This is a genomic window from Caulobacter sp. FWC26 (assembly GCF_002742645.2).
Taxonomy (GTDB): domain Bacteria; phylum Pseudomonadota; class Alphaproteobacteria; order Caulobacterales; family Caulobacteraceae; genus Caulobacter.
Window position 1 is genome coordinate 2,687,693 of the sequence record NZ_CP033875.1, and the last position, 24,597, is coordinate 2,712,289.

Here is a 24,597-nt window from a genome sequence, read left to right on the forward strand (position 1 = left end):
CCCGTGGTTTCACCCGATCTCAGCCGCCCGCTCAAGGAGAAAGTTCGCGTTTCGTTCACAGGGTGTTAGCTTGCTGGGGACATGGACTCGCCGCCTCGCAAAATCATCCATATCGACATGGACGCCTTCTATGCGTCGGTCGAACAGCGCGATGATCCCAGCCTTAAGGGCAAGCCCCTCGCCGTTGGCCACGGGGCACGGCGCGGGGTGGTCGCGGCCGCCAGCTATGAGGCCCGACGGTTCGGTGTGCGATCGGCCATGCCGTCAACCACGGCCCTACGCAAATGCCCGCAGCTCGTCTTCGTGCCGCCTCGGTTCGAGGTCTACAAATCTGTTTCGCGCCAGATCCACGAGATCTTCGCTGACTTCACCGACCTGATCGAACCGCTGTCGCTGGACGAGGCCTATCTCGACGTCACCGCCGACAAGGCCGGCGTCGGCAGCGCCACCGAGACCGCGCGGCAGATCCGGGCGCGCATCCTGGCCGAGACGGGCCTCACCGCCTCGGCGGGCATCTCCTACAACAAGTTCTTGGCCAAGATGGCTAGCGACCAGAACAAGCCCAACGGCCAGTTCCTGGTCGCGCCTGGCCGGGGCCAAGCCTTCGTGGCTACCTTGCCGATCGGCCGTTTCTACGGCGTAGGCGAAGTCACCGAGCGCAAGATGAAGGCGCTGGACATCGAGACCGGCGAGGACCTCTACAATCAGACCCTGGACTTCCTTGTTCACCACTTCCGCAACAGCGGAGCATGGTTCTACGGGATCGCCCGCGGTGTCGACGAGCGCCCGGTCAATCCCGATCGCGAGCGCAAGTCCTCAGGCTCGGAGACGACCTTCGAGACCGACCTCACCGATCCCGATCTCATTGAGACCGAGATCGCCGCCTTGGCCGACAAGGTGTTCGGCTGGTGCGAAAAGACCCAGGCGTTTGGGCGCACAGCGACGGTGAAGATCAAGTATGCCGACTTCGAGCAGGCCACGCGGCGGCGCTCTTTGCCCAACGTCATCGCTGACGCGACGACCCTGAAAGGCGTGGCCCAGGATCTGGTGCGATCAGTGTACCCTTTGCGCGCGGGCGTGCGATTGTTGGGCGTGACCGTGTCGAGCTTCGCTCCGGCCCCGATCGAGGCCCAGGCCACCCTACCCGTCTAGCCTCGGACCGTAGGCGTTCGTCATCGTGGCGCTATAAACCTCCCAATGACGCAGCCGCCGAACCCCGAATTGGAACCGATCGACTACTGGCGGGCCGTATCTCGCCGCGGCGTCCTGGCGCTTGGTTTCTGCGTGCGACGCGAAGTCGAGGGCCCCGTGCTGGTCGCTGAACTGACCGGGCCGCTGGACGGTTGGACGCGCCGCGCGGCGCTCGCCGCGATTGCGGTGCATCAGGATGTCACCGCAACGCGTGACCTGCCCTTGATCGCCGCGCACGCCGTATTGATCATGGCCTTGGAGCGGAGCGCAGCCGTCACCGCCCTGGCCGCCTACCAGGACCTTCTTGCCGGTGCGCTATGGCGCGCCATCGAGGCGGACCCGGCGCGCCAGATCGAGGCCTTGAGCCAGGGCGAGCCGTCCTAGCCAGCACTCAGGAGAGACCGCTTGGACATGACTGAGGACCAAGTCGGATCGCAAATCGCAATCCCGACGATGAAGTCGCTCTACATCGAAATGTTCCGGGGCGAGCTGAAGCTGGCGTCCGGCACCGGCTTCCTGGCGGCAAACGACCGGCAGTCGCACTGCGCTTTCATCACCAACCGGCACAACGTCACCGGGCGCGACCAGGATTCTGGACAGTGCCTGCACAGCCAGGGCGCCGAGCCGGACGCCATCGTCATCCATTTCCATAAGGCCGGCCATGTCGGGGAATGGGTTGAAATCCGCCTGCCGTTGTTTCGGGACGACGGCACGCCGTATTGGATCGAGCACCCTCGTCTCGGCGCAGCGGCCGATCTGGTGGCGCTGAACCTTAGTTGGGGCGGCGACGTCAGCAAATACGCGTACTACATGGACCTAGATCTGGATCGGGCGGGGATTTACGTCGGCCCCGCAGACACCGTCAGCGTCATCGGTTTTCCCTTCGGACAGTCGTCGTTCGGCCGGTTTCCAATTTGGGCGACCGGTTTTCTGGCTCAGGAGCTGGAGCTGATTACGCCGGACAACCCGGTGTTCCTTGTCGACTGTCGCGCGCGGAGAGGCCAATCGGGTTCGGCGGTGATCTCCTATCGCACCGGAACCTACCGCACGCGCCGAGCGGACGGCGCTTTGTCATCGGTCATGAGCGGCGCGTCTGTCTGGGAATTCCTGGGCATCTATTCAGGCCGCCTCAACCCGGAATCCGACCTCGGCAGGGTTTGGCATGTCACCGCGGTCAGGGACGTCCTGGATGCGGCCCACCAGGACCAAGTACGACGCGAGGCGGCCGCCGCGCTCGCAGCCCCATCCAAAGACGCTCCAGCCTCCGTCTAGCGCATCGTCCAGGGGCGGATCGCCAGGACGGCCAGCGTGAAGAGGCCGATGAAGAGGCCAGGCAAGAACCACGGCTCGGTCTTGCCCTCGATCATCTGAACCAAGCTGGTGAGCACAACCGTCGGCATCACCGCCCCGACCAGACAGACTGCCCAGCCCTCCCACTCGTAAAACCTTGGGCGCTGTCGGGGCTCGTCATCATCATCCATCAGCCACCTCCGACCACGACCCTAACGCGCATGGCCAGGCTTGGCGACCGCAGGCGGCGCCGCTTCTGGCCACGCTTACGTCAGCTTCGGTCGTCCCCGAAAAATTTCGATTCCGCTCAAACCCTTGTGGCGATTGGACCTTGGGCCGGGCGCGCGCCTGCGCCGCACCGATGGCCCCGTTGACTCCGAAACGGCAACAAGAACAAAGCTAGAACGAATTCGTTCTCTTGCCATGATCTCATCCTCATCCCCCGCCGCGCTCGACGCGCTCCGTCGCAAGGTTCGCGCCCTGGAAGCCCAGGATCGCGTCACCCGCGCGGTGTTGCCGTTCGGCGTCCAACCCTTGGACGCGCGCCTGCCCGGCGGCGGCCTGGCGCTCGGGGCGCTGCACGAAGTGGTTGGCGGCGCCGAGGAAGCGCTCTACGGCGCGACGGCGGCCAAGTTCGCCGCCGGCATCCTGGCCCGAGCGCAGGGCGAGGTTCTCTGGTGCCGGCGGCAAGCGGACCTCTTCGCCCCCTCCCTGGCCCAGGCCGGCCTGCCGCCACAGCGGGTGATCTTCGCCGACGCCGGCGACGAGGCCGGCGTGCTGGCCGCCATGGAGGAAGGTCTGCGCTGGCCGGGCTTGGCCGGGGTGATCGGCGAGGTCGGCAAGCTCTCGATGACCGCCTCGCGGCGCCTGCAGCTGGCGGCCGAGAAGAGCGGCCAGATCGCCATCGCGGTCCGAAGGTGGCGACGGATCGCCGACGCGGCCGACCTCGGCCAGCCGACAGCGGCCGAGACGCGGTGGCGGGTCTCGCCCCTGCCCTCCTCGCCACTTCCGCCTTCCGTTCCTGGCGTGGGTCGTCCCCGCTGGTTTCTCGAACTCCTCCGCTGCAAGGCCGGCGACGCCTTCGACATCGAGCTAGAAGCCTGTGACGCAAAGGGTCATCTCCGTCTTCCTGCCCCGCTGGCCCACCGACCGGCTGGCCCGTTTGCAGGGCAAGAGCGCGCCATCGCCTGACACGCCGATCGTTATGGTCGGACGGGTCGGTCGCCGGCGCGCGGTCGCGCACATGAACCTTGCCGCCGCCAAGACCGGCCTTCGGTTTGGCCAGGCCGTCGCCCACGCCACGGCCCTGGTCCCCGGCCTCGTGCTCCATGATCTCGACGTCGAGGGCGACAACGCCGCCCTCCAGCGCTTGGCGCTCTGGGCCCAGCGGCTCTACTCGCCGACAGTGGCGGCTGATCCGCCCGACGGCCTAGTCATCGACGCCACAGGCTGCGCGCATCTCTTCGGTGGGGAAGAGAAGATGCTGATCGACCTGCGCCGGCGCCTCGCCAAGGCCGGCTACGCCGCCACGGTCGCGATCGCCGACAGCTGGGGCGGCGCCCACGCGCTGGCCCGTTATTCCCGGCGCTCGGTGTTCGTCGTGCCGCCCGGCGGCCTGGGCGTGCAGCTCAAGGACCTGCCGGTCGCAGCGCTGCGCCTGCAGCCGGAGACCGTCCAGGCCCTGGCTAAGCCGGGCTTCGACACCATTGGCGAGTTGGAGGCCACGGCCAAGGGTCCGTTGGCCCATCGCTTCGGGATGGAGCCGATCCGCCGGCTCGACCAGGCCCATGCCCGTGAGCGCGAGCCGATCGAGCCGGTCTTCGCGCCCGAGACCCCACGCGCGGCCAAGATCTTCGCCGAACCGATCGGTGCGCCCGAGACCATGGCCCGCTACTTGACCGAGCTGACCGTCGAACTCTGCGCCACGCTTGAAGCTCTAACGCTCGGGGCCAAGACGATCGATGCCTGGTTCTACCGGGTCGACAACCGCGTCGAGAGCGCCCGCATCGGCCTCTCCGCCCCGGCACGCGACGCTCGTCGGCTGGCCAAGTTGCTTTGCGAAAAGCTGGAGAAGGTCGATCCGGGCTTCGGCGTCGACAAGATGGTCCTGGCCGCGTCTAACGCTGAGCCGCTGGCCTACAGCCAAGACGATGTGCTGGGCGGCAAACGCACCGCCGATCTGTCGGGCTTGATCGACACGCTGCGGGTGCGCCTCGGCGCGGAGGCGGTCTACCGCCTGGCCAGCACCGAGAGCGACTTGCCTGAACGAAGCGTGCGCAAGGCGCCCGCCGGCGAGACGCCGGCCGCCTTCTCCTGGCCCGTCGACTGGCCTCGGCCGACCCGGTTCTTTCCCCGTCCCGAGCCGATCGAGACGGTGGCCCTACTCCCCGACCAACCGCCGGCGTCGTTCACCTGGCGCGGCGTGCGTCGGCGGGTCCGCCGCGCCGACGGCCCCGAGCGGGTGTTCGGCGAGTGGTGGAAGGCGGACGCCGAGCTGGCCCGCTCCAGAGACTACTTCCAGGTCGAGGACGACGGCGGCGAGCGCTACTGGATCTATCGCGACGGCGACGGCGAGGACGCCGCCACCGGCAGCCAGCGCTGGTTCATGGCCGGGGTGTTCGGATGAACTCACCCGGACAAGCACCTGAAGATCTTGGCGAATATGTCGAGCTCCAATGCGCCTCGCACTTTTCGCTGCTACGCGGGGCGTCGTCCCCGGGCGAGCTGTTCGACGAGGCCGCTCGGCTAGGCTACCGGGCGCTGGCCATTTGCGATCGCAACAGCCTGGCTGGCCTGGTGCGCGCCCACATCGCCGCCAAGGAAACCGGGGTTCGGCTGATCGTCGGCTGCGAGTTGGTCCTGCGCGACCGCATGACGATCGTGGTCTTGCCCACAGACCGCCCCGCCTACAGCCGCCTTTCGCGGATGCTGTCCTTGGGGAAGACCCGCGCAGGCAAGGGCGGCTGCGACCTTGATCTCACCGATCTCGCCGCCCACGCCGAGGGGCTGATCGCGATCCTCGTGCCCGAGGACGCCGACGAGACCACCGCCCAGCAGCTCCACAAGCTCGCGTACATTTTCGGCCCGGACGCCCATGTCGCCCTGACCTTGCGCCGGCGTCCTGGCGACGCGCTGCGGCTCTATGAGCTTGAACAGATGGCCCTGGCGGCCGGCGTCACCCCGGTGGTCACCAACCGGGTGCTGTTCCATGAGAAGGAACGGCGACTGCTGCAGGACGTCGTCACCTGCATCCGCGAAGGGACCACGATCGACGACGTCGGCTTCAAGCGCGACCGGCACGCCGACCGCTACCTGAAAACCCCGGCCGAAATCCTGCGCCTCTTCCCACGCCACCGCGCCGCCGTCGCCGCGTCGGTAGCGATCGCGCAGCGCTGCCGGTTCTCGCTGTCCGAGCTCAGCTACCAGTATCCGCGTGAAGTGGTCGCCGACGGTGAGACCGCCCAGCAGACTCTGGAGCGCCTGACGTGGGAAGGCGCGGCCCACCGTTTTCCCGACGGCCTGACGCCGGAGGTCCGCCGGATCCTTCAGCATGAGCTGCAGCTTATCGGGCAGCTGGGCTATGCGCCCTACTTCCTGACCGTCAATTCGATCGTCCGCTATTCCAAGAGCCAGGACATCCTCTGCCAGGGCCGCGGCTCGGCCGCCAATTCGGCGGTCTGCTACGTGCTGGGCATCACCAGCATCGACCCCGAGCGCAACGACCTGCTGTTCGAGCGCTTCGTCAGCGCCGAGCGCGACGAGCCGCCGGACATCGATGTCGATTTCGAGCACGCCCGACGCGAGACGGTGATGCAATGGATCTTCGAAACCTATGGCCGCCATCGCTCGGCGATCGTCGCGGTCGTCCAGCGCTTTCGGCCGCGCGGCGCGGTGCGTGACGTCGGCAAGGTCCTGGGCCTGCCCGAGGACATGACCAAGGGGCTCTCCAGCCAGATCTGGAGCTTTTCCCGCGAGGACATCGAAGAAAAGCACGCCCGCGACATGGGCCTCGATCTTTCCGACCGGCGCCTCCGCCTGACCCTGGAGCTGGCCCAGGTGCTGCTCAACACCCCGCGCCATTTTGGCCAGCACCCTGGCGGCTTCGTCCTGACCCATGACCGCCTGGACGAGCTCGTCCCGATCGAGCCGGCGCGAATGAAGGATCGCCAGATCATCGAGTGGGACAAGGACGACATCGACGAGCTGAAGTTCATGAAGGTCGATGTGCTGGGCCTGGGGATGATGACCTGCCTCAAGCGCGGCCTGGACCTACTCAAGGACGCCAAGGGGATCGCGCTCGATCTTGCGACCATTCCGCCCGAGGATCCGCGCACCTACGCGATGATCCGCAGGGCCGACACCCTGGGCGTTTTCCAGATCGAGAGCCGCGCGCAGATGGCCATGCTGCCACGCCTCAAGCCCCGCTCGTTCTACGACCTGGTCATCGAGGTGGCGATCGTGCGTCCCGGCCCGATCCAGGGCGACATGGTCCATCCCTATCTGCGCCGCCGCGAAGGCAAGGAGCCTGTGACCTTCCCCAAGCCCGAGCTGGAAAAGGTGCTGGGCAAGACCTTGGGCGTGCCGCTCTTCCAGGAGCAGGCTATGCGGGTGGCCATCGAGTGCGCCGGCTTCACGCCCGGCGAGGCCGACCAGCTGCGCCGGGCGATGGCCACCTTCAAGTTCACCGGCGGGGTCAGCCACTTCAAGGACAAGCTGGTCGGCGGCATGGTCGAGCGCGGCTATCCGCTGGAATTTGCCGAACAGACCTTCACCCAGCTGGAGGGCTTCGGGTCCTACGGCTTTCCCGAAAGCCATGCCGCTAGTTTTGCGCTCCTGGCCTACGCCTCGTCCTGGCTCAAATGCCACCACCCCGATGTCTTCTGCGCGGCCCTTCTCAACAGCCAGCCGATGGGCTTTTACCAACCGGCCCAGATCGTCAGGGACGCTATCGAGCACGGCGTCGAAGTGCGACCGATCTGCATCAATGCCTCGCGCTGGGACTGCATCCTGGAGGAGACCTCGGACGGGTCGCTGGCCGTGCGTCTGGGTCTGCGGATGGTGCGCAAGCTGTCCGAACTCGACGCCGCACGCCTCGTTATGGCCCGCGCGGAAGAGCCCTATGGATCGATCGACGAGGTCTGGCGTCGCGCGCAGATCGGCCCTGGCGCCCTCTCGCGCCTGGCCGAAGCCGACGCTTTTCGGCCAAGCCTTGGCCTTGCCCGACGCGAAGCGGGTTGGAAGATCAAAGGCCTGCGTGATGTCGCCCTGCCCCTGTTTGATCAGGCCAAGGCGCCGGAGCTGAATGAGCCAGCCCCGGCGCTGAAGGCCATGACCGAGGGGCGCGAGATCGTCGAGGACTATGGCCACGTGGGCCTGAGCTTACGCCGCCATCCCTTGGCGCTGCTACGCGAAGAACTTGCCGCCCAGGGCTACCGCCCCTGCCAGGCCGCCGCCAGCGGTCGCGATCGCCAGTTCATCAAGACGGCAGGCCTGGTGCTGGTGCGCCAGATGCCGGGCACCGCCAAGGGCGTGATGTTCATGACCCTCGAGGATGAGAGTGGCGTTTCCAACCTCGTGATCTGGAAGACGCTCTACGAAAAGCAGCGCCGAGTGGCCCTTTCGGCCCATCTGCTCGGCGTCGAGGGCTACATCCAGCGCGAAGGCGATGTCGTCCACCTGGTCGCCTACAAGCTCCATGACCTCGGCGCGGTCCTGTCGCACCTGCAGGATCGCGGCGCCGACGCCGGCGATCTTTCCTGGGCCCGCCGCAGCCGCAATTTCTGTTGAGGCGCGCGATGATCGACACCCAACCCTTGCTCTTCGACCTTCCTCTCGCGCCCAAGACGCCCTTGCCGGAAGGCTTTCGCTATAAGGCCGAGCTGATTGACGCGGCCGAGGAACGCGAGCTCGTCGCTAGCTTCCAGGACCTGCCGTTCAAGGCCTATGAGCATCTGGGCTATTTCGGAAATCGCCGCATCGCCGGCTTTGGCTGGCGGCAGGACGAGAGCGGCCGGATGGTGGAAACCGGCGAGCCCATCCCCGACCTGCTCCTGCCGTTGCTGGACAAGGTGGCGGCCTTCACGGGCCTAGCGCGCGACAGCTTCCGCCATGCCCTGGTCACCGAGTATTCGCCGGGCGCGGGGATCGGCTGGCATCGCGACCGGCCGCCGGCCGTGGCGATCGCGGGGGTTTCACTCTTGTCGCCCTGTCATTTCCGCCTGAGGCGCAAGGCCGGCGACCGCTGGGATCGCGCGTCGATCATCGCCTCGCCACGCTCGGCCTATCTGATGGCCGGTCCGGCGCGTAGCGACTGGCAGCACAGCATCCCCGCGCTCGAGGCCCTGCGCTATTCGGTGACGTTTCGGACCGTGCGGCGCTAGACGCGCCAGCTGACGAGGAACGTCTCGATCAAGGCCTTGGCCAGGTCTTCGAAGCGCGCGGCGGCCGCGACTGGAACGCGTGCGGTCAAGCCGCCCGGGAACTTAGCCAGCGCGCCGCCGGTCAGAGCGATTATCAGTTCAAGCTGGGGGCGCGCGTCGCGAACCTCCCCATCCGGACCAATACCCGAGACCTTGGCTTCGGCGGGAATGGCGAACTCGTAGGTGACGACTTTGCTGGCGGCTGCGGCATGGGCCAGGAAGCGCTCGCGGCGCTCGGCGACGCCCTCCAGATCGAGGATCTCCGCGCTCGTTTCGACCGTCAGGTCCTCGGCGAACGGCAGGAGCGCGGCCTTCGCCGTGGATCGCGTGTGCATGCCCCAGATATGGGAACGCCCCGTGAATTTTCGAGAGGTTGGCCGGCCCGCGGGCGCTAGAGGGCGAACACGACGGACCGGCTTTCCCGCCCGCCAAACTCAAGCGGCGGACGGTATTCTAGCGCCAGACGGGCCGGCCAAGTTTCACACCGGCCAATGCGGCAGAATCCTTTCGCCATGCGAAGCGTTGTCTTGGCGCCAGGAGATTTCCCATGCCCGACACCCAGACCTATCGCGTCCATGCGCGCGGCGAAGACGCCAGCCACGGGCACGCGGTCGACGCCGTCAGCTTCGAGGACGCGGCGGTGGCCTTTGTCGAGCTCTGGCATCCGCCAGTCGACGCCGACAACGAGGTCTCTCTGATCGTGCGGGAGACCGAGAGCGGCGTGGAGCACTGCTTCCGGATCGATCTGGACAGCGGCGAGGCCGCGCCCTGCCAGTAGAGGCCGGCCAGAACGAATCACCGCCAGCCCCGTTGAGTCGAGTCTTCACGGACCGGCGATCCTGCCGGCCCTCACGGAAACAGGACCATGGCCGGCTATCGCCCTACTTGGCAGGGACACCTTCGCCTCTCGCTCGTCACCTGTCCGGTGGCGCTCTACACCGCGACCAACTCCGGCGGCGAGGTCCATTTCAACCTGATCAATCCGGAGACCAACAACCGGATCAAGATGGTCACCACCGACCCCGACACCGGGCCGATCGAGCGCGCTAAACTGGTGAAGGGCTACGAGTTCGAGAAGGGCCAGTACGTGCTGCTGACCAATGATGAGATCGCCTCGGTCAAACTGGAGAGCACCAAGACCATCGACATCGAGCGGTTCGTGCCCGAGGCCGACATCGATCGCATCTACTGGGACAATCCCTATTACCTCGCGCCCGACGGCAAGCTGGCCCAGGAAGCCTTCAGCGTCATCCGCGAGGCCATGGCGCGCTCAGGCCAGATCGCCTTGGGCCGGGTGGTCATGTCGACCCGCGAGCGCTTGCTAGCCCTGGAGCCGCGCGGCAAGGGCATCCTGGCCTATACCCTGCGCACCGATGCGGAGGTCCGGGCCGAGGATGAAATTTTCGGGGCAATCAGCGACAAGGCGCCGGACGCGGCGATGATCTCAATCGCCGAAAAGATCATCCAGCAGCAGGAAGGCCCGTTCGACCCCAGTCAGTTTACCGATCGCTACGAGGAGGCGCTCAAGGCGCTGATCGCCGACAAGCGCAAGGGCCACAAGGTGGCCAAGGTCGCCGAGCCGGACGACACCAATGTCGTGGACCTGATGGCGGCGCTGCGGGCCAGCCTTGGCGGCGCGCCCGGCGCCAAGGCCAAGCCGCCCAAGGCGGCGGCCAAGGCCAGCGGTCGATCGAAGGCGACGACGGCGCCGGCGCCCGCCAAGGCGCCGGCCCGCCGCAAGGCTGGCTAGGCCTTCTGGCGATCGCCCTTGTCGCCCTGGCCGCGTCCCGCGTCATGGCTGGAGTGGCGGCGCTGGTCGGCGGCCGACGATTTGCCGACATCGACCACCTCGGAGAAGTGGCCCTTGTCGTCGCGACGCACATAGCGCTTGTCACCGGGCGTGGGCTCGATCAGTTCACGTTTGGACATGGCGGTAAGTCTCCCTTTCGAAAGACGAATCCGCAGGCCAGCCAAACTGTTCCGCACCTAGCCTTTGGAACGACGTCCCGGCGGTGACGGTTGTCCTGGCGTGCGCATCGCCACCTTGAACATCAACAACGTCCTCAGCCGGTTCGACCCGCTGATCGAATGGCTGGACGACGCCCAGCCCGACGTCGTCTGTCTCCAGGAGCTCAAGGCCGAACAGGGCCGGTTTCCAGCCGAGGCCATTGAGCAGATGGGCTACGGCGCGGTCTGGAAGGGCCAGCGCACCTGGAACGGCGTGGCGATCCTGGCGCGCGGGATGACCCCGGTCCTGACGCGCACCGCCCTGCCCGGCGATCCTGATCCATCCCAGAGCCGCTACATCGAGGCGGCGGTAGAAGGCGTGCTGATCGGCTGCCTCTACCTGCCGAACGGCAATCCGGTTCCCGGCCCTAAATTCGATTACAAACTCGCCTGGTTCGAGGCCCTGCTATCCCACGCCCAAAGCCTTCTGAACTCCGGGGCGCCGGTGGTGCTGGCCGGCGACTACAACGTCGTGCCGACCGAAGCTGACATCTATCCCAATCACTCCTATGGCGGCGACGCCCTGCTCCGTCCCGAGAGCCGCGCTGCCTTCCAGCGCCTGCTCGATCAGGGCTGGACCGACGCCCTGCGCGCCGTGCATCCGAACGCCGCGCCCTGGACCTACTGGTCCTATCTGCGGGAGCGCTGGCCCAAGGACAAAGGCCTGCGCATCGACCATCTGCTTCTGTCGCCCGATCTCGCCGACGAACTCGAAGACGCCGGTGTCGATCGATGGGTGCGCGGGCTCGACGGCGCGAGCGACCACGCGCCCGCCTGGATCGAGCTCCTCCGATGAAGCCCCCCGCGCCCATTACGCCGGATGGCCGCTACATCGTCGTGCGCGGGCGGCTCTGGCGACGAAGCAATCCACACCTCTCGGCCGAGCACCGCCAGACCTTGGTGAACGCGCTGATGAATGCGCGTCGCGCGGTCAGGGCGGCGCTGGCGGCCGAGGACCCAGATCAATTGGCCAAGGCTCGCGCTCAAGTCGACGCCGCCAAGGTCGGGCTGGGCGAGCGCGGCCCGGTGTGGTGGAACGATGGAGCGCCAGACCTCAACCGGCACATGGCCAAGAATACCGTCTATGCCGATTGGTGGGCGGGCCTCAACGCGAGCTAGCGCCGCCATGAGCGGCGCCGTACCATGGCCTCATGCCCGCTCGCTCCCGACCAACCGCCCGCCTGCTGACCCCCGCCGGCTGGGCCGGCCTTGCCGCCTTGGTCCTGCTGGCGGCGGGCTTGGTCTTCGCCCTCGTCCAGGTTCTGCCGCGCACCTAGCGCGTCCAGAAAACATGCACTTGGTCGGCGGCGGTCTCGACCGTGAACAACTCGCCGTTTAGCCGCGCGTCGCGCGCCATGGCCTCATAGTCGATGTAGAGCCGCAGGGTCTCCGGAATGGCCGTGGTCTCCTCGGTCATCTCTTGAAAGCAATCGGCCAGACTGGCGAAGACCCCGTGATACTGGTCGTCGAGCGCTGCGGCGGCCGCATCGAGATCGCCTCCGACCTCGGCCAGCACCAGGGCGCCGAGCGTACCCCGCGCGCGCAGGAAGGCGGCGATTTCGACGACCCTGGCGATGTTGGCATATTCGGCGATCTCTACGCCGCCGAAGCCCTCATAGTCATGGATCGCAAACTCCTCGGCCATCGGCTCGGGCGAGGCCGCCAGCATCGCCCGGATCGCCACCCACACCGCTTCGATGTCGTCCTCGACATCGATCCAGGCGCCGTGCAATCGGCCGCCATTGTAGGCGGCCAGGCACGCGACATAGATACGGGGCTCAAGATCATCAGCGGCTTTTCCCATGATCCTCATCCTTCAAGGCAGGGGTTCGACATCGAACCCTTGCCCGTCGGCGAGACCGGGGGTGCAAGCGGAGGGACGGCTTCGCGGGGACCCGGCTGCAGGACGGCCATAGGCCGGCCGAAGCTGGGCGGAAGCCGATCCGAAGCGCGCCGGGGGCGGAGCCCCAAGCTAAAATAGTGGAGCGCCCGATCTGCGGCGCATGAGCCGTTGGCCCAGCAGGACTAGAACTGTGTTAGATTTGAATCACGGATCGAGGCTGTCTCGATCGCGCCTGCGCCAGAGGCGCTTCCAGCGTCGCCGTAGCCACATCGCCACCGCTCTGAAGGCCCGACCGAGTTTGTCGCCCGTCAGGCGTAGCGAGATGGCGAGCCGATGGCTCCAGGGCACGATCCCTAGAGAGGAAAGCGCAAGGTCCATCAGATCACGCGTCGCGGATATGACCTCCCCCATCGGGCCAAGATAGACATCTGGCCCAGCGTCGTAGTCCCAAGCACGTCGCGCGGTAAGAAGGCGCTCGTAGCGATCACGAAAGTGCGCTGGCAGGATCAGGTAGTTGGCCTTGAAGGCCTCATCCGCCTTTACGACCTGCACCCAGTATCGATCGTGATCGGTTTTGAGCGCATCGCTGGCATAGTAGCCGTGCACGTCCTCGTCGAACCCATCGTAGATACGTTCCGCTAGGGGTTTTGCGGCCCTAAGCGCTCCGATGATTTCGCTGCAGGCCTCCTGCCGACGCTCCCAGACTTTTTCATGCCGGTGGCGGTCGCGGGCGAACAGGCCGTTGACGATAGTGACAAGCAACGTGCCCGTCACGCCAATCAAGGCTCCGATCAGCGCGGCAGCCGCAGCCGTGAGCCGAGTATCGAAGAGAATCGAGGAAAGCACAGCCGGTTTCGCCTATATCTGCGATGACAGTCCAGGTTCAAAATTTGCCACTATTCTACTTGCCACAATAGGCGGCCGCGCTAGCCCATCAATGAGCCCTCGATGAGCGAAGTGACCTTGTCCGCCACACTGAAGGCCAACAGCTTCCTGGCGACCGTCACCGTCTCTAACGGTGTCGCGCTCAGCTCCGCTGAGACCTTCCCGACGATCCGGGAGGCTATCACCGCGCCCCTCCCTGAAGCTCCTGCAGATACCAGAGCGGATCGAGTCGCTGGGGGCCGACGAACACTAGTCCGTCACCGCAAAGGGCGAACACCATGACCCAGCGTATCGATCTCTTTGCGCCATGCGTGCCGCCCACAAAGCTGCACCCCAATTTCGCGGCATTGCTGAGGTCGGACCATCACGCCTTGGTGCGCGAGATGATCAGCGACGCCTTCGCGCGGATGGGCGACCCGAACGGGCACTTTGTCTCGCAATTTCAGGGCTATGGCTTCCATGCCCGCCTATTCGAGATTGCGTGCTTTCTTTATCTGGAAGCGGCCGGCCTAGCGCCAAGCCGACCGTTTGACGCTCCAGACTTCATGGCTTCCAAGGCAGGTCTGGAGATCGCCGTGGAAGCGATGACCGCCAATCCCACTGACGGGAACGAAGCCGACATCAGCATCTTGCGCATGGAGGACGGATCTCCCGCAGATATGCAGGAGCGCAGCAGCGTCCTCTTCCCGCGCCGAATGCGCGCGGCCCTGATCAAAAAGGCGAGACACGGCTATGACGCCCTGACGCATATGGCGGGAAAACCGCTTGTGCTGATGACTCAGCCGGCTTTCGAGGCAGGGTCCAGCCTCTACGTGGCGGACGCGCTCGTCCCAATGCTATTTGGCGACACGAAAGGGTCTGCGGGTTTCTTCGCCCGCCCAGACGCTGCCGCGATCAGTGCGATCGCCTATTGCAATGGCTTTGCGGTATCCAAGTTCTGGCGACTGTCTTCGGCGTCGCTGTTTGGAACAGCGATCTTTGCGAAGCGCTTGGGCACGTGCCTCCTGCCCGAGGAAGGCGATCACCCGCAGCCGAGGGAATACGAGTTCGACGTGAGCGATCCCGGCGCGCCGGAGGAAACCTGGTGGCAGGGCGTCACCCTGTTTTTGAATCCGAATGCGACTGTACCGCTGCCTGCGGATTTCCTGCCCGCGACATGTGTCATCGCCCGCGAAGACGGCGTGCTGACGATGGAGATCGATGGGTTCCATCCGATGACGTCCCTCATGCGCGCCGTTGTGCCTGGCCAGAAGGACGCCGGAGAGAATGGTCGCAATAGCCCGCCAGATACCGCTGCCCCCGCGCGCCCTTAAGCTTGATCCCTCGTTTGTCTAGGCTGGCGACATGACCTCGGATTCGCCCGCTACCCACAAACGCACCTCGCCCTGTCCGTGGAGAGATCGACTCCTGCATTGGAAGGATCGCACGACTTGGCATCCGACGCTGACGCAGTGGCTCCAGCCGCACTTTGTCGACGGCGGCTATGCAACTTTGTCGGCCCTCCCAGAACAGGATCTTTGCTGGGACGATACCGATTGGTTGGACGAGATCCTCGCGCCCTATCTCAAAGAGGATCTTGAGGTAGTGCTCGACCAGCTGAGCACCGTGATCAACCGAGCAGTGCTTCGCGCCTTCCACGGCTGCCGCGTCGCTGACGCCGGGGTATTTCATCGCGAGGGAATCCGCTTGAACGACCCCGCCGTGCTCGAAGACGAGGCCCGCCGCATCGTCGCCGAGACAGCGGAGCTCGCCTGGATGCAGAAGTCGCTGGAGAGCCGCCTTGCGGCCTTCGATGCCCGAGAGCGCGATACCGACCAACTCTTCCTCTGCGCCGACGACCAAGTGCAACTCGACCACATCGGCCACTACATGCTGTACGGCAGCGAGTGGATGACGTGTGCGCTTGGTCCTTCCGCCTTCGACACACTCCGAAGACGCGGCATTCCGACCATGATCGAGGTCGATCTGCCGGTCTCTTGGATATCGCCTGGCCTGAGGGACGAACTGGCCGAAAAGCTGCTTCAGGAGTGGGTTCGTGTTGTGGTCAACGCGCCAACCTTCATTCCGAAGATCGACTTCGGCATCGACCTGCGTGTACCCGTGCCGGCCGAGATGATCGTCGCTCACTACCACCCGGCCATCTTGAAGGATCCCTACAACGGCAACGCGCCGTGTCGCACCGAAGTTCGGACTTGCCCCAGCTGCGCCTAGACGCCGATGGCTACCGAAGTCGCAAGATCGACCGGCGCGCCGGTCGATCTTGCGAGGGTTCTTTAGGCGAGCATGGCGTTGAGGCGCGCGTAGGCGGGCGCATCGGTCGGCGAACCACGACGCTTGTGCTCGGCCCTGACAGCTTCCTCTGGCCTATCGACGCCTTCGTTGAAGTACTGCAGAACCGCATCGGCCAGGATGGGCAAGCCGCGCACACCGTGATCCTCCAGGAAGGCCTCTGAGAGCGACCTTGCACCTCGGTGGAGCCAGTTGGGCTCACCGGACAAATCGAAGAAGTAGGTCTGCCCTTTGCGCGGACCGATCCATAGCCACGGCCCCAGACGCTCGACCCTATCGCCACCCACGCGCCAGAGTGGATAATAGTCACGGCTGAACAGAACCTTGGAGCCGTCTTCTAGCGTCCAGTAACCGTAGGGCCGCCAATAGCGCGATGGGATGAAGTCGGCGGGCCGAACCTTGGGGCGAACGACCTCGAAGGTTGCGCAGGTGAGGATACTGTCCTCGAGCAGCACCTTGGCGCCACGTTCACCGTGGCTCAGGACGTAGCCGTATTCCCGAGGCCGCCCCGACGCTTTGATGCGAACGAGGTCACCTCGCCCCCTGGGCTTGGCCGCCAGCAAAGGGCCGCGCCGCCAAGCCGAAAGCCGCAGCATCATGTGATCTTCACGTGACCAGTTTCGGTCGCCAGTGAGCCGCGCCGCAGATAGCGCGTATTGCGCGTCACTATCGGGAATATCGAGGTAGCTGGCGAGAGCGCCGATCTGGTGATCTGCGCGCGCAAGGAACTCGGGATCGGATAGATCCTGGTCCAAGATGCTCGGCGATCGATCCGGTGGACTCTGCTCGAACGCGAACCAGTCTTGGTAGCCGAGGGCCCTGGCCAGGCCCTCCTGCACGGCAGACAGCTTGACGTCCGGAAGCGCCTTGGCAATGCGCTGCGCAGCCTTCTTCGCACGCTCGCGATTCTGGAAAACGAATGTCATGACAAACCCAATCTCGGTGCTGTTTCATGACGCGTCCACTACGCCCGCCAGCACCTCAGAAAGGGTGAGAGGGTCATTCTAGTCGTCGGCCCCTGCCCGGAAGGCTTCGCCACTGTGGACGGCATGGCGGGGTACGCCATGCCTTATCCTTAACAGCAAACGACGCCGAAGGCCACCCTTGCCTCGCACTAGCGCCGACGTCGCGGCCTTAGGGTCGGCCCGACGACGATCTGCAGAATGGAAGTCCTCGTTAGTCCTCCCGAGGCTTGCGTCCCCTCACAAACGCCCGGTCGCTGGCCATGAACTGATCCAGCATCGGCACGACCAGCCGCACGGGCTCAGCGACCTTGCCGCCGGTCTGGGTGGCGTGCGCCTGAGCGTAAGCCACCAGGTTGCGATAGGTCGCCGGCGGCACATCTAGGGTCATCTTGACCGGTGCCTCGTCCTCAAGGGGGCGCAACTTCAGCTTGCTCATCGGCCTGCTCCCGAGCTGTAAGGCTCCAGCACGAGATCCCTGGTCAGCAGGACGCGCAGAGGCGCACCGGGCCGGATGGTCAGGGTGGGTGCGCGATCGAGACTGCGACCAACAACCTGGCGGCCAACGTCGGTTACCGCATCCGCGCTTCCTCTTCGGACAGCACGGGCAAGGTCGGACTCGTCGCTGGACGATCCGCTTTCAGCGCCGATCGCCAGCAAGGTGCTCAAAGCCGCCGCCGCCAGGATCCGCCCGCCGTGGCGATCGACGCCGTCTTGAAGGCCGGCCATGCCTTGCGCATCGGCGGCCGGGAGCTTGTCCAGCACGATCGAGCGTCCCGACGGCAGGATCAGGCGCGTCCAGCCCACCCGCAGGCGGCTCTGTCCTGCCTTGACCTCGGCCTCGTACTCGCCGACCAGACGCGCGCCCGCCGGGATCAGCAGATAGCCGCCGCCGAGGCTGTCATAGACATCCTGGGTGACCTGCGCGATCGCGGCGCCAGGCGCGTCGGATCGAAGCCCGGTGACCAAGGCCGCGGGGATCACCGCGCCAGCCTGCAGCACATAGGCAGAGGCCGGAGCCTGAAGACGTTCGGGACTGGTCGTGCGCGGATCCTGGGGCGGCTGGGCCGTCCCATCGGACGACGCTGTCGCCTGGCCGGGTCCCCGCTCGGCGCGCTCGCTTACGAAGAGCGCGCTCTGACCTGCCGCACGGCGGACCGCCGCCCTGGCCTCCCGCTCTGGATCAACTGGCGGCGGGGTAGCGGGCGGCACTGACGAGGCCGAGACGACCGAGCTTTGCCCTGCCCCCTCCACGGTTCCGGCGCGCTGGGCCGCTAGGATCGGACGGCCGAGGTCTCCCGGCAGTGGCGGTCCCAAGGCCGGGACCCCGGCGGGACCGATATAGCCCTTGGGCAAGGCGGTTACCCGCTCCGAAGGCGTTGCGATCGCCGGTGTATCGGCCGCAGGCGGCGCTGCGCGCCGATGTTGGAGCATCGACCAGCTCACCGCGCCGAACAGGCCAATCGAAACGATCGCGGTGGTGATGATCAGGGCCCGGCGTGAGATGCGGGCCACCGGGACGGGCGTTGCGCGCAGGCGGAGGGTCTTGGCGATGGCCTCTTCGGCCTCGGAGCGCTCGTTGCTCATCGCAAGCCCTCCGTCGCACCAGCCTGCCGAACGATGCGCACGCGAAGGGCTTGTCGTTTGATCCCGAGCCTCAACTCCACGCGGTCGAACAGTCGATCCAGGACGATGCGCCGCCCCTCGATGCGATAGTTGACCAGTTCGCTGGTCTTGCCGTCGCCGCCGACCCGATAGAGCGGCGGCAGGTCGTCCAGCGCGACGCCGGGCCCGAACTCGACATAGGCGCGCTGGCCATCGTCGAAGACCGCGATAGGCCGCCAGACCGGGTGATCGCCCTCGATGCGGTAGCTCCGGTTCACGCGCGAGAGGTCGAGCGCCGGCCGCGCGGGCGGCGCCGCGATCAAGACCGGCTCCGCCGCCGGATAGCGCCACGAGACCTCGGCCTGCCACGTCCGTGCAGAGCCGCGAAGCTCCAGATGGTAGGTGCGTCGGTCGGTGTTGATCAGCAGGTTGGTGGCCAGGCCCGTCGCGGTCGGCTTGATCAGCACATGGACACGACGCTCAGACCCGACCCCGCTGGTCGTGTCGCCGATCACCCAGCGCGCGGTGTCGCCCGCCGCGATCGCATTCGATCCGACCAAGGCCTCGCCCGGTTCCAGGACGATGTCGGTGATGCGGCCTGGCGTGGCGATCACCGGATAGACGAGGCCTTCCCGCCAGGCGAACCGGGTCATGCCCGCCGGCGCGGCCAGGCGCGCGTCGCTCTCGACGGGCTCGGCCCACGCGGGGGAAGACAGGAGAACGCAGGCCCAGCCCGCGATTGGCGCCAGGCGGGTCATGCCCCGAACTCCTTGGACCAGGACAGGGCAGTGACGAAGACGCCCAGCGGATTGGCGCGAAGGCCTTCGGCGGTGCGCGGCGGCTTGATGGTGATGGTCAGGATCGCGGTCCAACGGTCGGTGGCGACCAGTTGGCCGTCGGCGAAGCGCTGCTCGGTCCAGGCCAGGCGAAAACTGTCAGGCGAGGCGCGAACCACGCTGGTCACGGTGACCGTCGTCTGCGTCTTGCCAACCTGGCTGAACGGGTCTGCGCGCCGCGCGTGATCGGAGAGCGCCGCGGCCCCTTCGGTCGACGTGAAGTCGTAGGCGCGAAGCCAAGCCTGGCGCATCAGGACCGGATCGGTCGAGACGGTGCGCACGTCGGTGACGAAGCGCGCCAAGGTCCAGGCGATCATCGCATCGGTCGGACGCGCGCCCTGCACGGCGGGCGCGACGACGCGCGGCTCGCCCAGCTTGTCGATCTGGACGACCCAGGGCGTGACGCCGCCCCGAAGCGACAGCGTGACAAGGCCAGCCGACAAGCCGCCGCTCAGCGCCAGCAACCCGAGCGCCATCAGGCGCCAGTTGAACGCCTGGACACGGGCCGCGCCGAGCCGTTGATCCCACGCCTGGCCGGCGCGCTGATAGGCCGTCTCCGGCGTCGGTGTCGCGCCATAGCGGGCCGGTCCCTTGAGGGGGCTCATGTTCTATCCTCCGAAAGGCTGGGCGCCGCGCCGGCGCTGTGGTCGTCGCCGCTGCCGGCGGCGTGGACGGCCATGGCCGCGCCATGGGTCATGGTCTGGCGATGCTCGAGATCCCGAGCCCAGGCGGGTTGCTCGGAGCCGTCGTCGGGTTGGCCGGGCGAACTCGGCGGGGCTTGGCGCGCGCCGCCGCCCTGGCCGCCAGAGCCACCGCCAGCACTGCCGCCATTGGGGCCGCCGGTGGGCGATGACGAGGCGGCGTCCGTTGAGGCAGCGCCTGCGCCGCCGCCCCCAGGCGGTGAATTGGGAGACCCGCCCCCCGAGGGCGCGGAGCCGGTCGGGGGCGGTCGCCCGCCGCTCGCGGCTGCCGCCGCCGCGCCGGCTCCAGAGCTTGCGACACCGCTGGCGGCCATCTGGGCGGCGGCCGCGCCGGCCATGGCCATGCCGCCAACGACTAGGCCGGTTCCGACAGCCGCGCCGGCGCCAAGTTGCGGCGCGCCCGACACCAGGCCCGAGGCGACGCCCGGTCCGAAGATCGACAGGCCCAGCAGGGTCAAGGCCGCCAGGGCCATGGCCAGGACCTCTTCCAGGGTCGGCTGGCCGCCGGCGGCGTTCGTGAACTCCGAAAAGAGCGAGGAGCCGATGCCGACGACGATGGCCAGCACCATGACCTTGACGCCGCTGGCGATGACGTTGCCGAGCACCTTTTCGGCGAGGAAGGCGGTGCGTCCGAAGAGGCCGAAGGGAACGAGAACGAAGCCGGCCAGGGTGACGAGCTTGAACTCGATCAGCACCACGAAGATCTGCACGGCGATGATGAAGAAGGCGACGATCACGAAGAGCGCCACCAGAAGCAGGACGACGATCTGGACGATGTTTTCGAAGAAGCCCGGAAAGCCGCCCAGCTCGGCGGCCGCCTCCAGGAGCGGCTTGCAGGACGAGACGCCCAGCGCCGCTAGCCGCCCTGGCCGTAGGAAGTCTTCGGCCGAAATCCCGGCGCCAGAGGCTTTCAGGCCAAGGCCCGAGAAGCTCTTGAGCACCACCAGGGAGAGGGTCTGGAAGTTGCCGATCAAGAAGGCGAAGAACCCGACATAGAGGGTCTTCTTGATCAGTCGGGCCAGCACGTCCTCGTTCGAGGCCCAGGCCCAGAACAGCGCCGCCAAGGTGACGTCGATGGCCACCAGGGTGGTCGACAGAAACGCGACCTCGCCGCCCAGCAGCCCAAAGCCAGAGTCGAGGTAGCGGTTGAAGGTGTCGAAGAAGCGATCGATGACGCCGACGTCGCTCATGACGCGGCCCCGCCGAAGGAGCGCTTGCGGGCCAAGGCCCACGCGGCCGCGCAGGCCGCGTCTTGACCGCCCGCCTCGCCGAGCCGCCGGCATCGCGCCAGCTCCGGGTCACGTGGCGACACGCTCGCTTGCGTGATCGATGAAGGCTGGGACGCCCCGCCCGCCAAGACAGCGGCGCCCAGTAGGATGATGAGTGCTGTCCCCCAAACGAGGGCTTTGGTCACGGCGTGCCTGCGCTCCCCATGAACTTGGAGAAGCGGGCCTTGGCGTCGGCCCGGGCGGCGGCACGATCGGCGGCTTCAAGGGCCTGGGCTCGTCCTTGGGCGGCGCTGAGCGCGATCAGGTCCGTCAGTTGCTGGGCTTGCAGCGCCAGGAGCTGATTTCCGGCCTGGGCTGCCTGCAGCCCACCGACCGCGCCCTGGCTCTGGCCCACCAGCGCCGCCAGCTGGTCGCGGCTGGCCCCGATCCCTCCGACCACGCCCGCCTGGACCTTCAGGGCGTCCTGGAACCCGGCGACCGCCGCGCCCCAGCGAGCATCGGCGCGCTGCGTCAGGGCCGCATCCGTCGCCGACAGGTCGACCGCGCCATACTGCGTGCGGAAGGCCTCTCGGATCTGGGCGACGTCGTAGGCCAGGCCCTGGGCCTCAGCTAAAAGACCACGGGTGCGGTCGACCTGAGCCTGCAGCGCCGCCAGGGACGAGTACGGCAGGCTGGCCAGGCTCTTGGCTTGCCCGATCAGCATCTGCGCCTCGTTCTGCAGCGAGCTGATCTGGTTGTTGATGGTCTGCAGAGCGCGGGCGGCCTGCAGAACGTTCTGGGCGTAGTTCGTCGGGTCGAAGACCGTGAACTGGGCCCAGGCCATGGAAGGGACGGCCGGTGTGGCGGCGAGCAGGCTCGCGACCACGACGCCCGTCAGGCGGCGACGCGTGACGTTCATGACGATGTCTCCGGAGAGGCGGACGCCGGGGCGGACGACCCGCCCGGCAGGAGGGTGGCGGCCCAGGACAGGCGCTTGGCGCGCAGCCAAGCGGCGGCGAAGCCGCGCTTGCCGTGGCTCTTGAGCGTCTTTCCGATCGCGGCTTGGTCGGCCTTCGACGAGGCCGCGCAGAACGCCAGGGCCACGGGGCCAAGGCCCAGATCGAACAGGCGGTCGCCGACCCGCGATTGCAGGTAGTAGTCGCGGGCCGGCGTGGCGCGGGCCAGGATCTCGATCTGCCGCGCGTTGAGCCCAAAGCGCGCATAGGCCGCGGCCCCTTGCGGCTCCAGGGCGCGTGGATTGGGCAGGAAGATCCGGGTCGGGCAGCTTTCGATGATCGCCGCGGCGATGGCGCTGGCGGTTACGTCGGCCAGCGACTGGGTGGCGAACACGACCGACGCGTTCTTCTTGCGCAGGGTCTTGAGCCATTCGCGCAGCTGGGCGCCGAACGCGGGGTCATCGAGCGCCAGCCAGCCCTCGTCGATCAGGATCAACGTCGGCCGACCATCGAGGCGACGCCCGATGCGATGGAAGAGATAGGCCAGCACCGCCGGGGCTGCGGCGATGCGCGCGAGGCCCTCGGTCTCGAAGACCTGGACATCGCCCTCCCCCAACCGCTCTCCCGCCCCGTCCAGAAGCCGGCCATGGGGACCGCCCAGAATGAACGGCGCCAGGGCCGCCTTCAGCGGCGGACTGGCCAGTAGCGCAACCAGGCCCGTCAGGGTGCGCTCAGGGACCGGCGCTCCGGCCAAACTTCCCAGCGCCGCCCAGAGGTGCTCGCGGACGGCCGGGGTGATGATCACGCCCTCGCGGGCCAGGATCGCCGCCAACCACTCGGCGGCCCACGCACGCTCCTCGGGCTGATCGATCATCGCCAGCGGCTGCAGGGTCGGCGTCTTGCCGCCCTCGCCCGACAGATCATGGAAGTCCCCGCCCATGCCCAGCACGGCAGCGCGACTGGACGCGCCGAAATCGAAGGCGAAGACCTGGGCGCCGGGATAGCGGCGGAACGACAGAGCCAGCATCGCCAGGAGGACGCTCTTGCCAGCGCCCGTGGGCCCCACCACCAGGGTGTGACCCACATCGTCGACATGCAGACTGAGCCGGAATGGCGTCGAGCCCGCCGTGCGGGCGATCAGCAGCGGCGGTCCGTCGAGGTGGCGGTTGCGGTCCGGTCCGGCCCAGACCGCCGACAGCGGGGCCAGGTGGGCCAGGTTCAGCGTCGAAAGGGGCGGCTGACGCACATTGGCGTAGACATGACCGGGTAGTGTGCCGAGCCAGGCTTCGACAGCGTTGACGCTCTCGCGGATAACCGTGAGCTCTCGGCCCTGGACGACCTTCTCGACGAGGGCGAGCTTGGCGTCGGCGCGAGCGGGGTCCTCATCCCACACCACGATGCTGGCGGTGACATAGGCGTAGCCGACAGCGTCGCCGCCGAGATCTTGAAGCGCGAGGTCAGCTTCGCTGGCCTTGTTGGCCGCATCATTGTCGACGAGCGCCGACGGCTCCTGGGTCAGCGCCTCGCGCAGGAGGACTAGGACCGACTTGCGCTTGGCGAACCACTGCCGGCGGATCTTGGTCAGCAGGCCTGTAGCGGCGGTCTTGTCCAGGCATAGCGCCCGCGTCGACCAGCGATAGGCGAAGGCCAGCCGGTTGAGGTCGTCGAGAAGACCTGGCGTGGTGGCGGGCGGAAACCCGACAACGGTCAGGACCCGCAGGTGCGCCGCGCCCAGGCGCGGCTCGAGACCGCCGGCCAGGCCTTGCGTGGCCAGAAGGGTATCCAGGTAGATCGGCGTGTCGGGGACGGCCACGCGCTGACGCATCGTGGAGACCGCGCCGTGCAGGACGCTCAGCGTCGCGGCGTCGTCCAGCCAGGCCAGGCTGGGCATCAGGCCGTCGAGCAGCGCCAGGAAGCGGTCGGTGCGGTCGACGAACGCGGCCAGCTCGGCGCGCCAGTCGATGTCGGCGCTGTTGCGGCCCTCGACGAAGAGCCTTTCAATCCGGCCGCGCTGCTCGGCCGGCGGCAGATAACTGAGGGTCAGGAAATAGCGGCTCTCGAAGTGGTCGCCGCTCTCCAGGAAATCGGCCCGCCGCTCCTCTTCGACCAAGGCCGAGACCGGATCGGGGAAGGCGCTTGTCGGATAGGCCGCCGACGGATCACGCCGCGCTTCGACGAAAATCGCCCAGCCCGACCCCAGCCGCCGCAGCGCGCCGTTGAGCCTCGCGGCGACGGCGGCGACCTCCGCGTCCGTCGAGCTATCGAGGTCAGGTCCCCGAAACTCGGCAGTGCGTTGGAAACCGCCATCCTTGTTGAGCACCACGCCGGGCGCGACCAGGGCCACCCACGGCAGGTAGTCGGCCAAAAGCGCCGGCCGCTGGCGGTATTCGCGAAGGTCGAGCACG

Annotated in this window: 28 protein-coding genes; 14 read left to right on the forward strand and 14 right to left on the reverse strand. The window is 67.1% G+C overall.

Annotation, left to right across the window (positions count from 1 at the left end; genetic code table 11):
- Positions 1–81 precede the first annotated feature (81 nt).
- The 3 genes from dinB to CSW63_RS14335 are packed head-to-tail and all read left to right on the forward strand — an operon-like array spanning position 82 to position 2,463.
- Complete coding sequence (dinB, locus tag CSW63_RS14325) at positions 82–1,152, forward strand: DNA polymerase IV (protein WP_062093632.1); 1,071 nt, start codon at positions 82–84, stop codon at positions 1,150–1,152.
- A 45-nt stretch (positions 1,153–1,197) separates the two neighbouring features.
- A complete protein-coding gene (locus CSW63_RS14330; RefSeq protein ID WP_062093631.1) occupies positions 1,198–1,575 on the forward strand; it encodes a hypothetical protein in 378 nt (125 codons plus the stop codon).
- 27 nt (positions 1,576–1,602) lie between these two features.
- On the forward strand, positions 1,603–2,463 hold the full coding sequence (locus CSW63_RS14335) for a trypsin-like peptidase domain-containing protein (RefSeq protein WP_062093666.1): 861 nt from the start codon (positions 1,603–1,605) through the stop codon (positions 2,461–2,463).
- Here the strand turns inward: CSW63_RS14335 and CSW63_RS14340 are convergent.
- Positions 2,460–2,672 (reverse strand): hypothetical protein, encoded by a 213-nt coding sequence (locus CSW63_RS14340; RefSeq protein WP_062093630.1) that lies wholly within the window; start codon positions 2,670–2,672, stop codon positions 2,460–2,462. The two genes, CSW63_RS14335 and CSW63_RS14340, sit on opposite strands and share 4 nt — an antisense overlap.
- Positions 2,673–2,904: 232 nt before the next feature.
- Here CSW63_RS14340 and CSW63_RS14345 point away from each other — a divergent pair, with 232 nt between their 5' ends.
- Genes CSW63_RS14345 through CSW63_RS14360 form a run of 4 tightly spaced genes read left to right on the forward strand, consistent with a single transcriptional unit; the run spans position 2,905 to position 8,861 of the window.
- The gene (locus tag CSW63_RS14345) at positions 2,905–3,672 is read left to right on the forward strand and encodes an ImuA family protein (protein ID WP_062093629.1); all 768 of its coding nucleotides are present in this window, start codon (positions 2,905–2,907) and stop codon (positions 3,670–3,672) included.
- Positions 3,584–5,107, forward strand: a complete 1,524-nt coding sequence (locus CSW63_RS14350; protein WP_062093628.1) for a DNA polymerase Y family protein — start codon at positions 3,584–3,586, stop codon at positions 5,105–5,107. Before CSW63_RS14345 ends, CSW63_RS14350 begins: the two co-directional genes overlap by 89 nt.
- Complete coding sequence (locus CSW63_RS14355) at positions 5,104–8,268, forward strand: error-prone DNA polymerase (RefSeq protein WP_062093627.1); 3,165 nt, start codon at positions 5,104–5,106, stop codon at positions 8,266–8,268. The genes CSW63_RS14350 and CSW63_RS14355 overlap by 4 nt, the downstream gene beginning before the upstream one ends.
- Positions 8,269–8,276: 8 nt before the next feature.
- Complete coding sequence (locus CSW63_RS14360) at positions 8,277–8,861, forward strand: alpha-ketoglutarate-dependent dioxygenase AlkB (protein WP_062093626.1); 585 nt, start codon at positions 8,277–8,279, stop codon at positions 8,859–8,861.
- Here the strand turns inward: CSW63_RS14360 and CSW63_RS14365 are convergent.
- Positions 8,858–9,235 carry a hypothetical protein gene (locus CSW63_RS14365; RefSeq protein ID WP_062093625.1) on the reverse strand — a complete coding sequence of 126 codons (378 nt, stop codon included), beginning with the start codon at positions 9,233–9,235 and terminating at the stop codon, positions 8,858–8,860. The genes CSW63_RS14360 and CSW63_RS14365 overlap by 4 nt on opposite strands.
- Before the next feature lie 212 nt (positions 9,236–9,447).
- Between CSW63_RS14365 and CSW63_RS14370 the strand changes: the two genes are divergently transcribed.
- Both CSW63_RS14370 and CSW63_RS14375 read left to right on the forward strand, forming a co-directional pair.
- Entirely contained in the window at positions 9,448–9,678 is a 231-nt protein-coding gene (locus tag CSW63_RS14370) for a DUF5961 family protein (RefSeq protein ID WP_062093624.1), read from the forward strand.
- 87 nt (positions 9,679–9,765) lie between these two features.
- Complete coding sequence (locus CSW63_RS14375; protein WP_062093623.1) at positions 9,766–10,650, forward strand: Ku protein; 885 nt, start codon at positions 9,766–9,768, stop codon at positions 10,648–10,650.
- On the opposite strand, the gene CSW63_RS14380 is transcribed toward CSW63_RS14375, so the two are convergent.
- Positions 10,647–10,829 (reverse strand): hypothetical protein, encoded by a 183-nt coding sequence (locus tag CSW63_RS14380; RefSeq protein ID WP_062093622.1) that lies wholly within the window; start codon positions 10,827–10,829, stop codon positions 10,647–10,649. The genes CSW63_RS14375 and CSW63_RS14380 overlap by 4 nt on opposite strands.
- A 100-nt stretch (positions 10,830–10,929) precedes the next feature.
- Between CSW63_RS14380 and CSW63_RS14385 the strand changes: the two genes are divergently transcribed.
- The 3 genes from CSW63_RS14385 to CSW63_RS24005 are packed head-to-tail and all read left to right on the forward strand — an operon-like array spanning position 10,930 to position 12,184.
- A complete protein-coding gene (locus CSW63_RS14385; RefSeq protein ID WP_062093621.1) occupies positions 10,930–11,703 on the forward strand; it encodes an exodeoxyribonuclease III in 774 nt (257 codons plus the stop codon).
- The gene (locus CSW63_RS14390; RefSeq protein WP_168193664.1) at positions 11,700–12,026 is read left to right on the forward strand and encodes a hypothetical protein; all 327 of its coding nucleotides are present in this window, start codon (positions 11,700–11,702) and stop codon (positions 12,024–12,026) included. The genes CSW63_RS14385 and CSW63_RS14390 overlap by 4 nt, the downstream gene beginning before the upstream one ends.
- A gap of 32 nt (positions 12,027–12,058) precedes the next feature.
- Positions 12,059–12,184, forward strand: a complete 126-nt coding sequence (locus CSW63_RS24005) for a hypothetical protein (protein ID WP_255357051.1) — start codon at positions 12,059–12,061, stop codon at positions 12,182–12,184.
- Here CSW63_RS24005 and CSW63_RS14395 read toward each other — a convergent pair.
- On the reverse strand, positions 12,181–12,711 hold the full coding sequence (locus CSW63_RS14395; RefSeq protein ID WP_062093620.1) for an antirestriction protein ArdA: 531 nt from the start codon (positions 12,709–12,711) through the stop codon (positions 12,181–12,183). The two genes, CSW63_RS24005 and CSW63_RS14395, sit on opposite strands and share 4 nt — an antisense overlap.
- A gap of 243 nt (positions 12,712–12,954) precedes the next feature.
- A complete protein-coding gene (locus tag CSW63_RS14400; RefSeq protein WP_062093619.1) occupies positions 12,955–13,596 on the reverse strand; it encodes a hypothetical protein in 642 nt (213 codons plus the stop codon).
- Between the two features lie 317 nt (positions 13,597–13,913).
- On the opposite strand from CSW63_RS14400, the gene CSW63_RS14410 reads away from it, so the two are divergent.
- A complete protein-coding gene (locus tag CSW63_RS14410) occupies positions 13,914–14,948 on the forward strand; it encodes a hypothetical protein (protein WP_062093618.1) in 1,035 nt (344 codons plus the stop codon).
- Between the two features lie 31 nt (positions 14,949–14,979).
- A complete protein-coding gene (locus CSW63_RS14415) occupies positions 14,980–15,846 on the forward strand; it encodes a hypothetical protein (RefSeq protein WP_127846982.1) in 867 nt (288 codons plus the stop codon).
- Positions 15,847–15,908: 62 nt separating this feature from the next.
- Here the strand turns inward: CSW63_RS14415 and CSW63_RS14420 are convergent, their stop codons facing one another.
- From CSW63_RS14420 to trbE, 9 genes are all read right to left on the reverse strand, one after another.
- On the reverse strand, positions 15,909–16,850 hold the full coding sequence (locus CSW63_RS14420; RefSeq protein WP_062093616.1) for a hypothetical protein: 942 nt from the start codon (positions 16,848–16,850) through the stop codon (positions 15,909–15,911).
- A 250-nt stretch (positions 16,851–17,100) separates the two neighbouring features.
- Positions 17,101–17,325: a DUF2274 domain-containing protein gene (locus CSW63_RS14425; RefSeq protein WP_062093615.1), complete on the reverse strand. Its 225-nt coding sequence runs from the start codon at positions 17,323–17,325 to the stop codon at positions 17,101–17,103.
- Positions 17,322–18,473, reverse strand: coding sequence for a TrbI/VirB10 family protein (locus tag CSW63_RS14430; protein WP_062093614.1), 1,152 nt, complete (start codon positions 18,471–18,473; stop codon positions 17,322–17,324). The genes CSW63_RS14425 and CSW63_RS14430 overlap by 4 nt, the downstream gene beginning before the upstream one ends.
- Positions 18,470–19,249 (reverse strand): P-type conjugative transfer protein TrbG, encoded by a 780-nt coding sequence (trbG, locus tag CSW63_RS14435; RefSeq protein WP_062093613.1) that lies wholly within the window; start codon positions 19,247–19,249, stop codon positions 18,470–18,472. The genes CSW63_RS14430 and trbG overlap by 4 nt, the downstream gene beginning before the upstream one ends.
- Positions 19,246–19,932 carry a conjugal transfer protein TrbF gene (gene trbF / locus CSW63_RS14440; protein ID WP_062093612.1) on the reverse strand — a complete coding sequence of 229 codons (687 nt, stop codon included), beginning with the start codon at positions 19,930–19,932 and terminating at the stop codon, positions 19,246–19,248. The genes trbG and trbF overlap by 4 nt, the downstream gene beginning before the upstream one ends.
- Positions 19,929–21,218, reverse strand: coding sequence for a P-type conjugative transfer protein TrbL (trbL, locus tag CSW63_RS14445; RefSeq protein ID WP_062093611.1), 1,290 nt, complete (start codon positions 21,216–21,218; stop codon positions 19,929–19,931). Before trbL ends, trbF begins: the two co-directional genes overlap by 4 nt.
- Entirely contained in the window at positions 21,215–21,442 is a 228-nt protein-coding gene (gene trbK-alt, locus CSW63_RS14450; protein ID WP_082749312.1) for a putative entry exclusion protein TrbK-alt, read from the reverse strand. The genes trbL and trbK-alt overlap by 4 nt, the downstream gene beginning before the upstream one ends.
- Positions 21,439–22,155 (reverse strand): P-type conjugative transfer protein TrbJ, encoded by a 717-nt coding sequence (gene trbJ / locus CSW63_RS14455; protein WP_066683924.1) that lies wholly within the window; start codon positions 22,153–22,155, stop codon positions 21,439–21,441. The genes trbK-alt and trbJ overlap by 4 nt, the downstream gene beginning before the upstream one ends.
- Positions 22,152–24,596 carry a conjugal transfer protein TrbE gene (trbE, locus tag CSW63_RS14460; protein ID WP_062093609.1) on the reverse strand — a complete coding sequence of 815 codons (2,445 nt, stop codon included), beginning with the start codon at positions 24,594–24,596 and terminating at the stop codon, positions 22,152–22,154. The genes trbJ and trbE overlap by 4 nt, the downstream gene beginning before the upstream one ends.
- Position 24,597 lies beyond the last annotated feature (1 nt).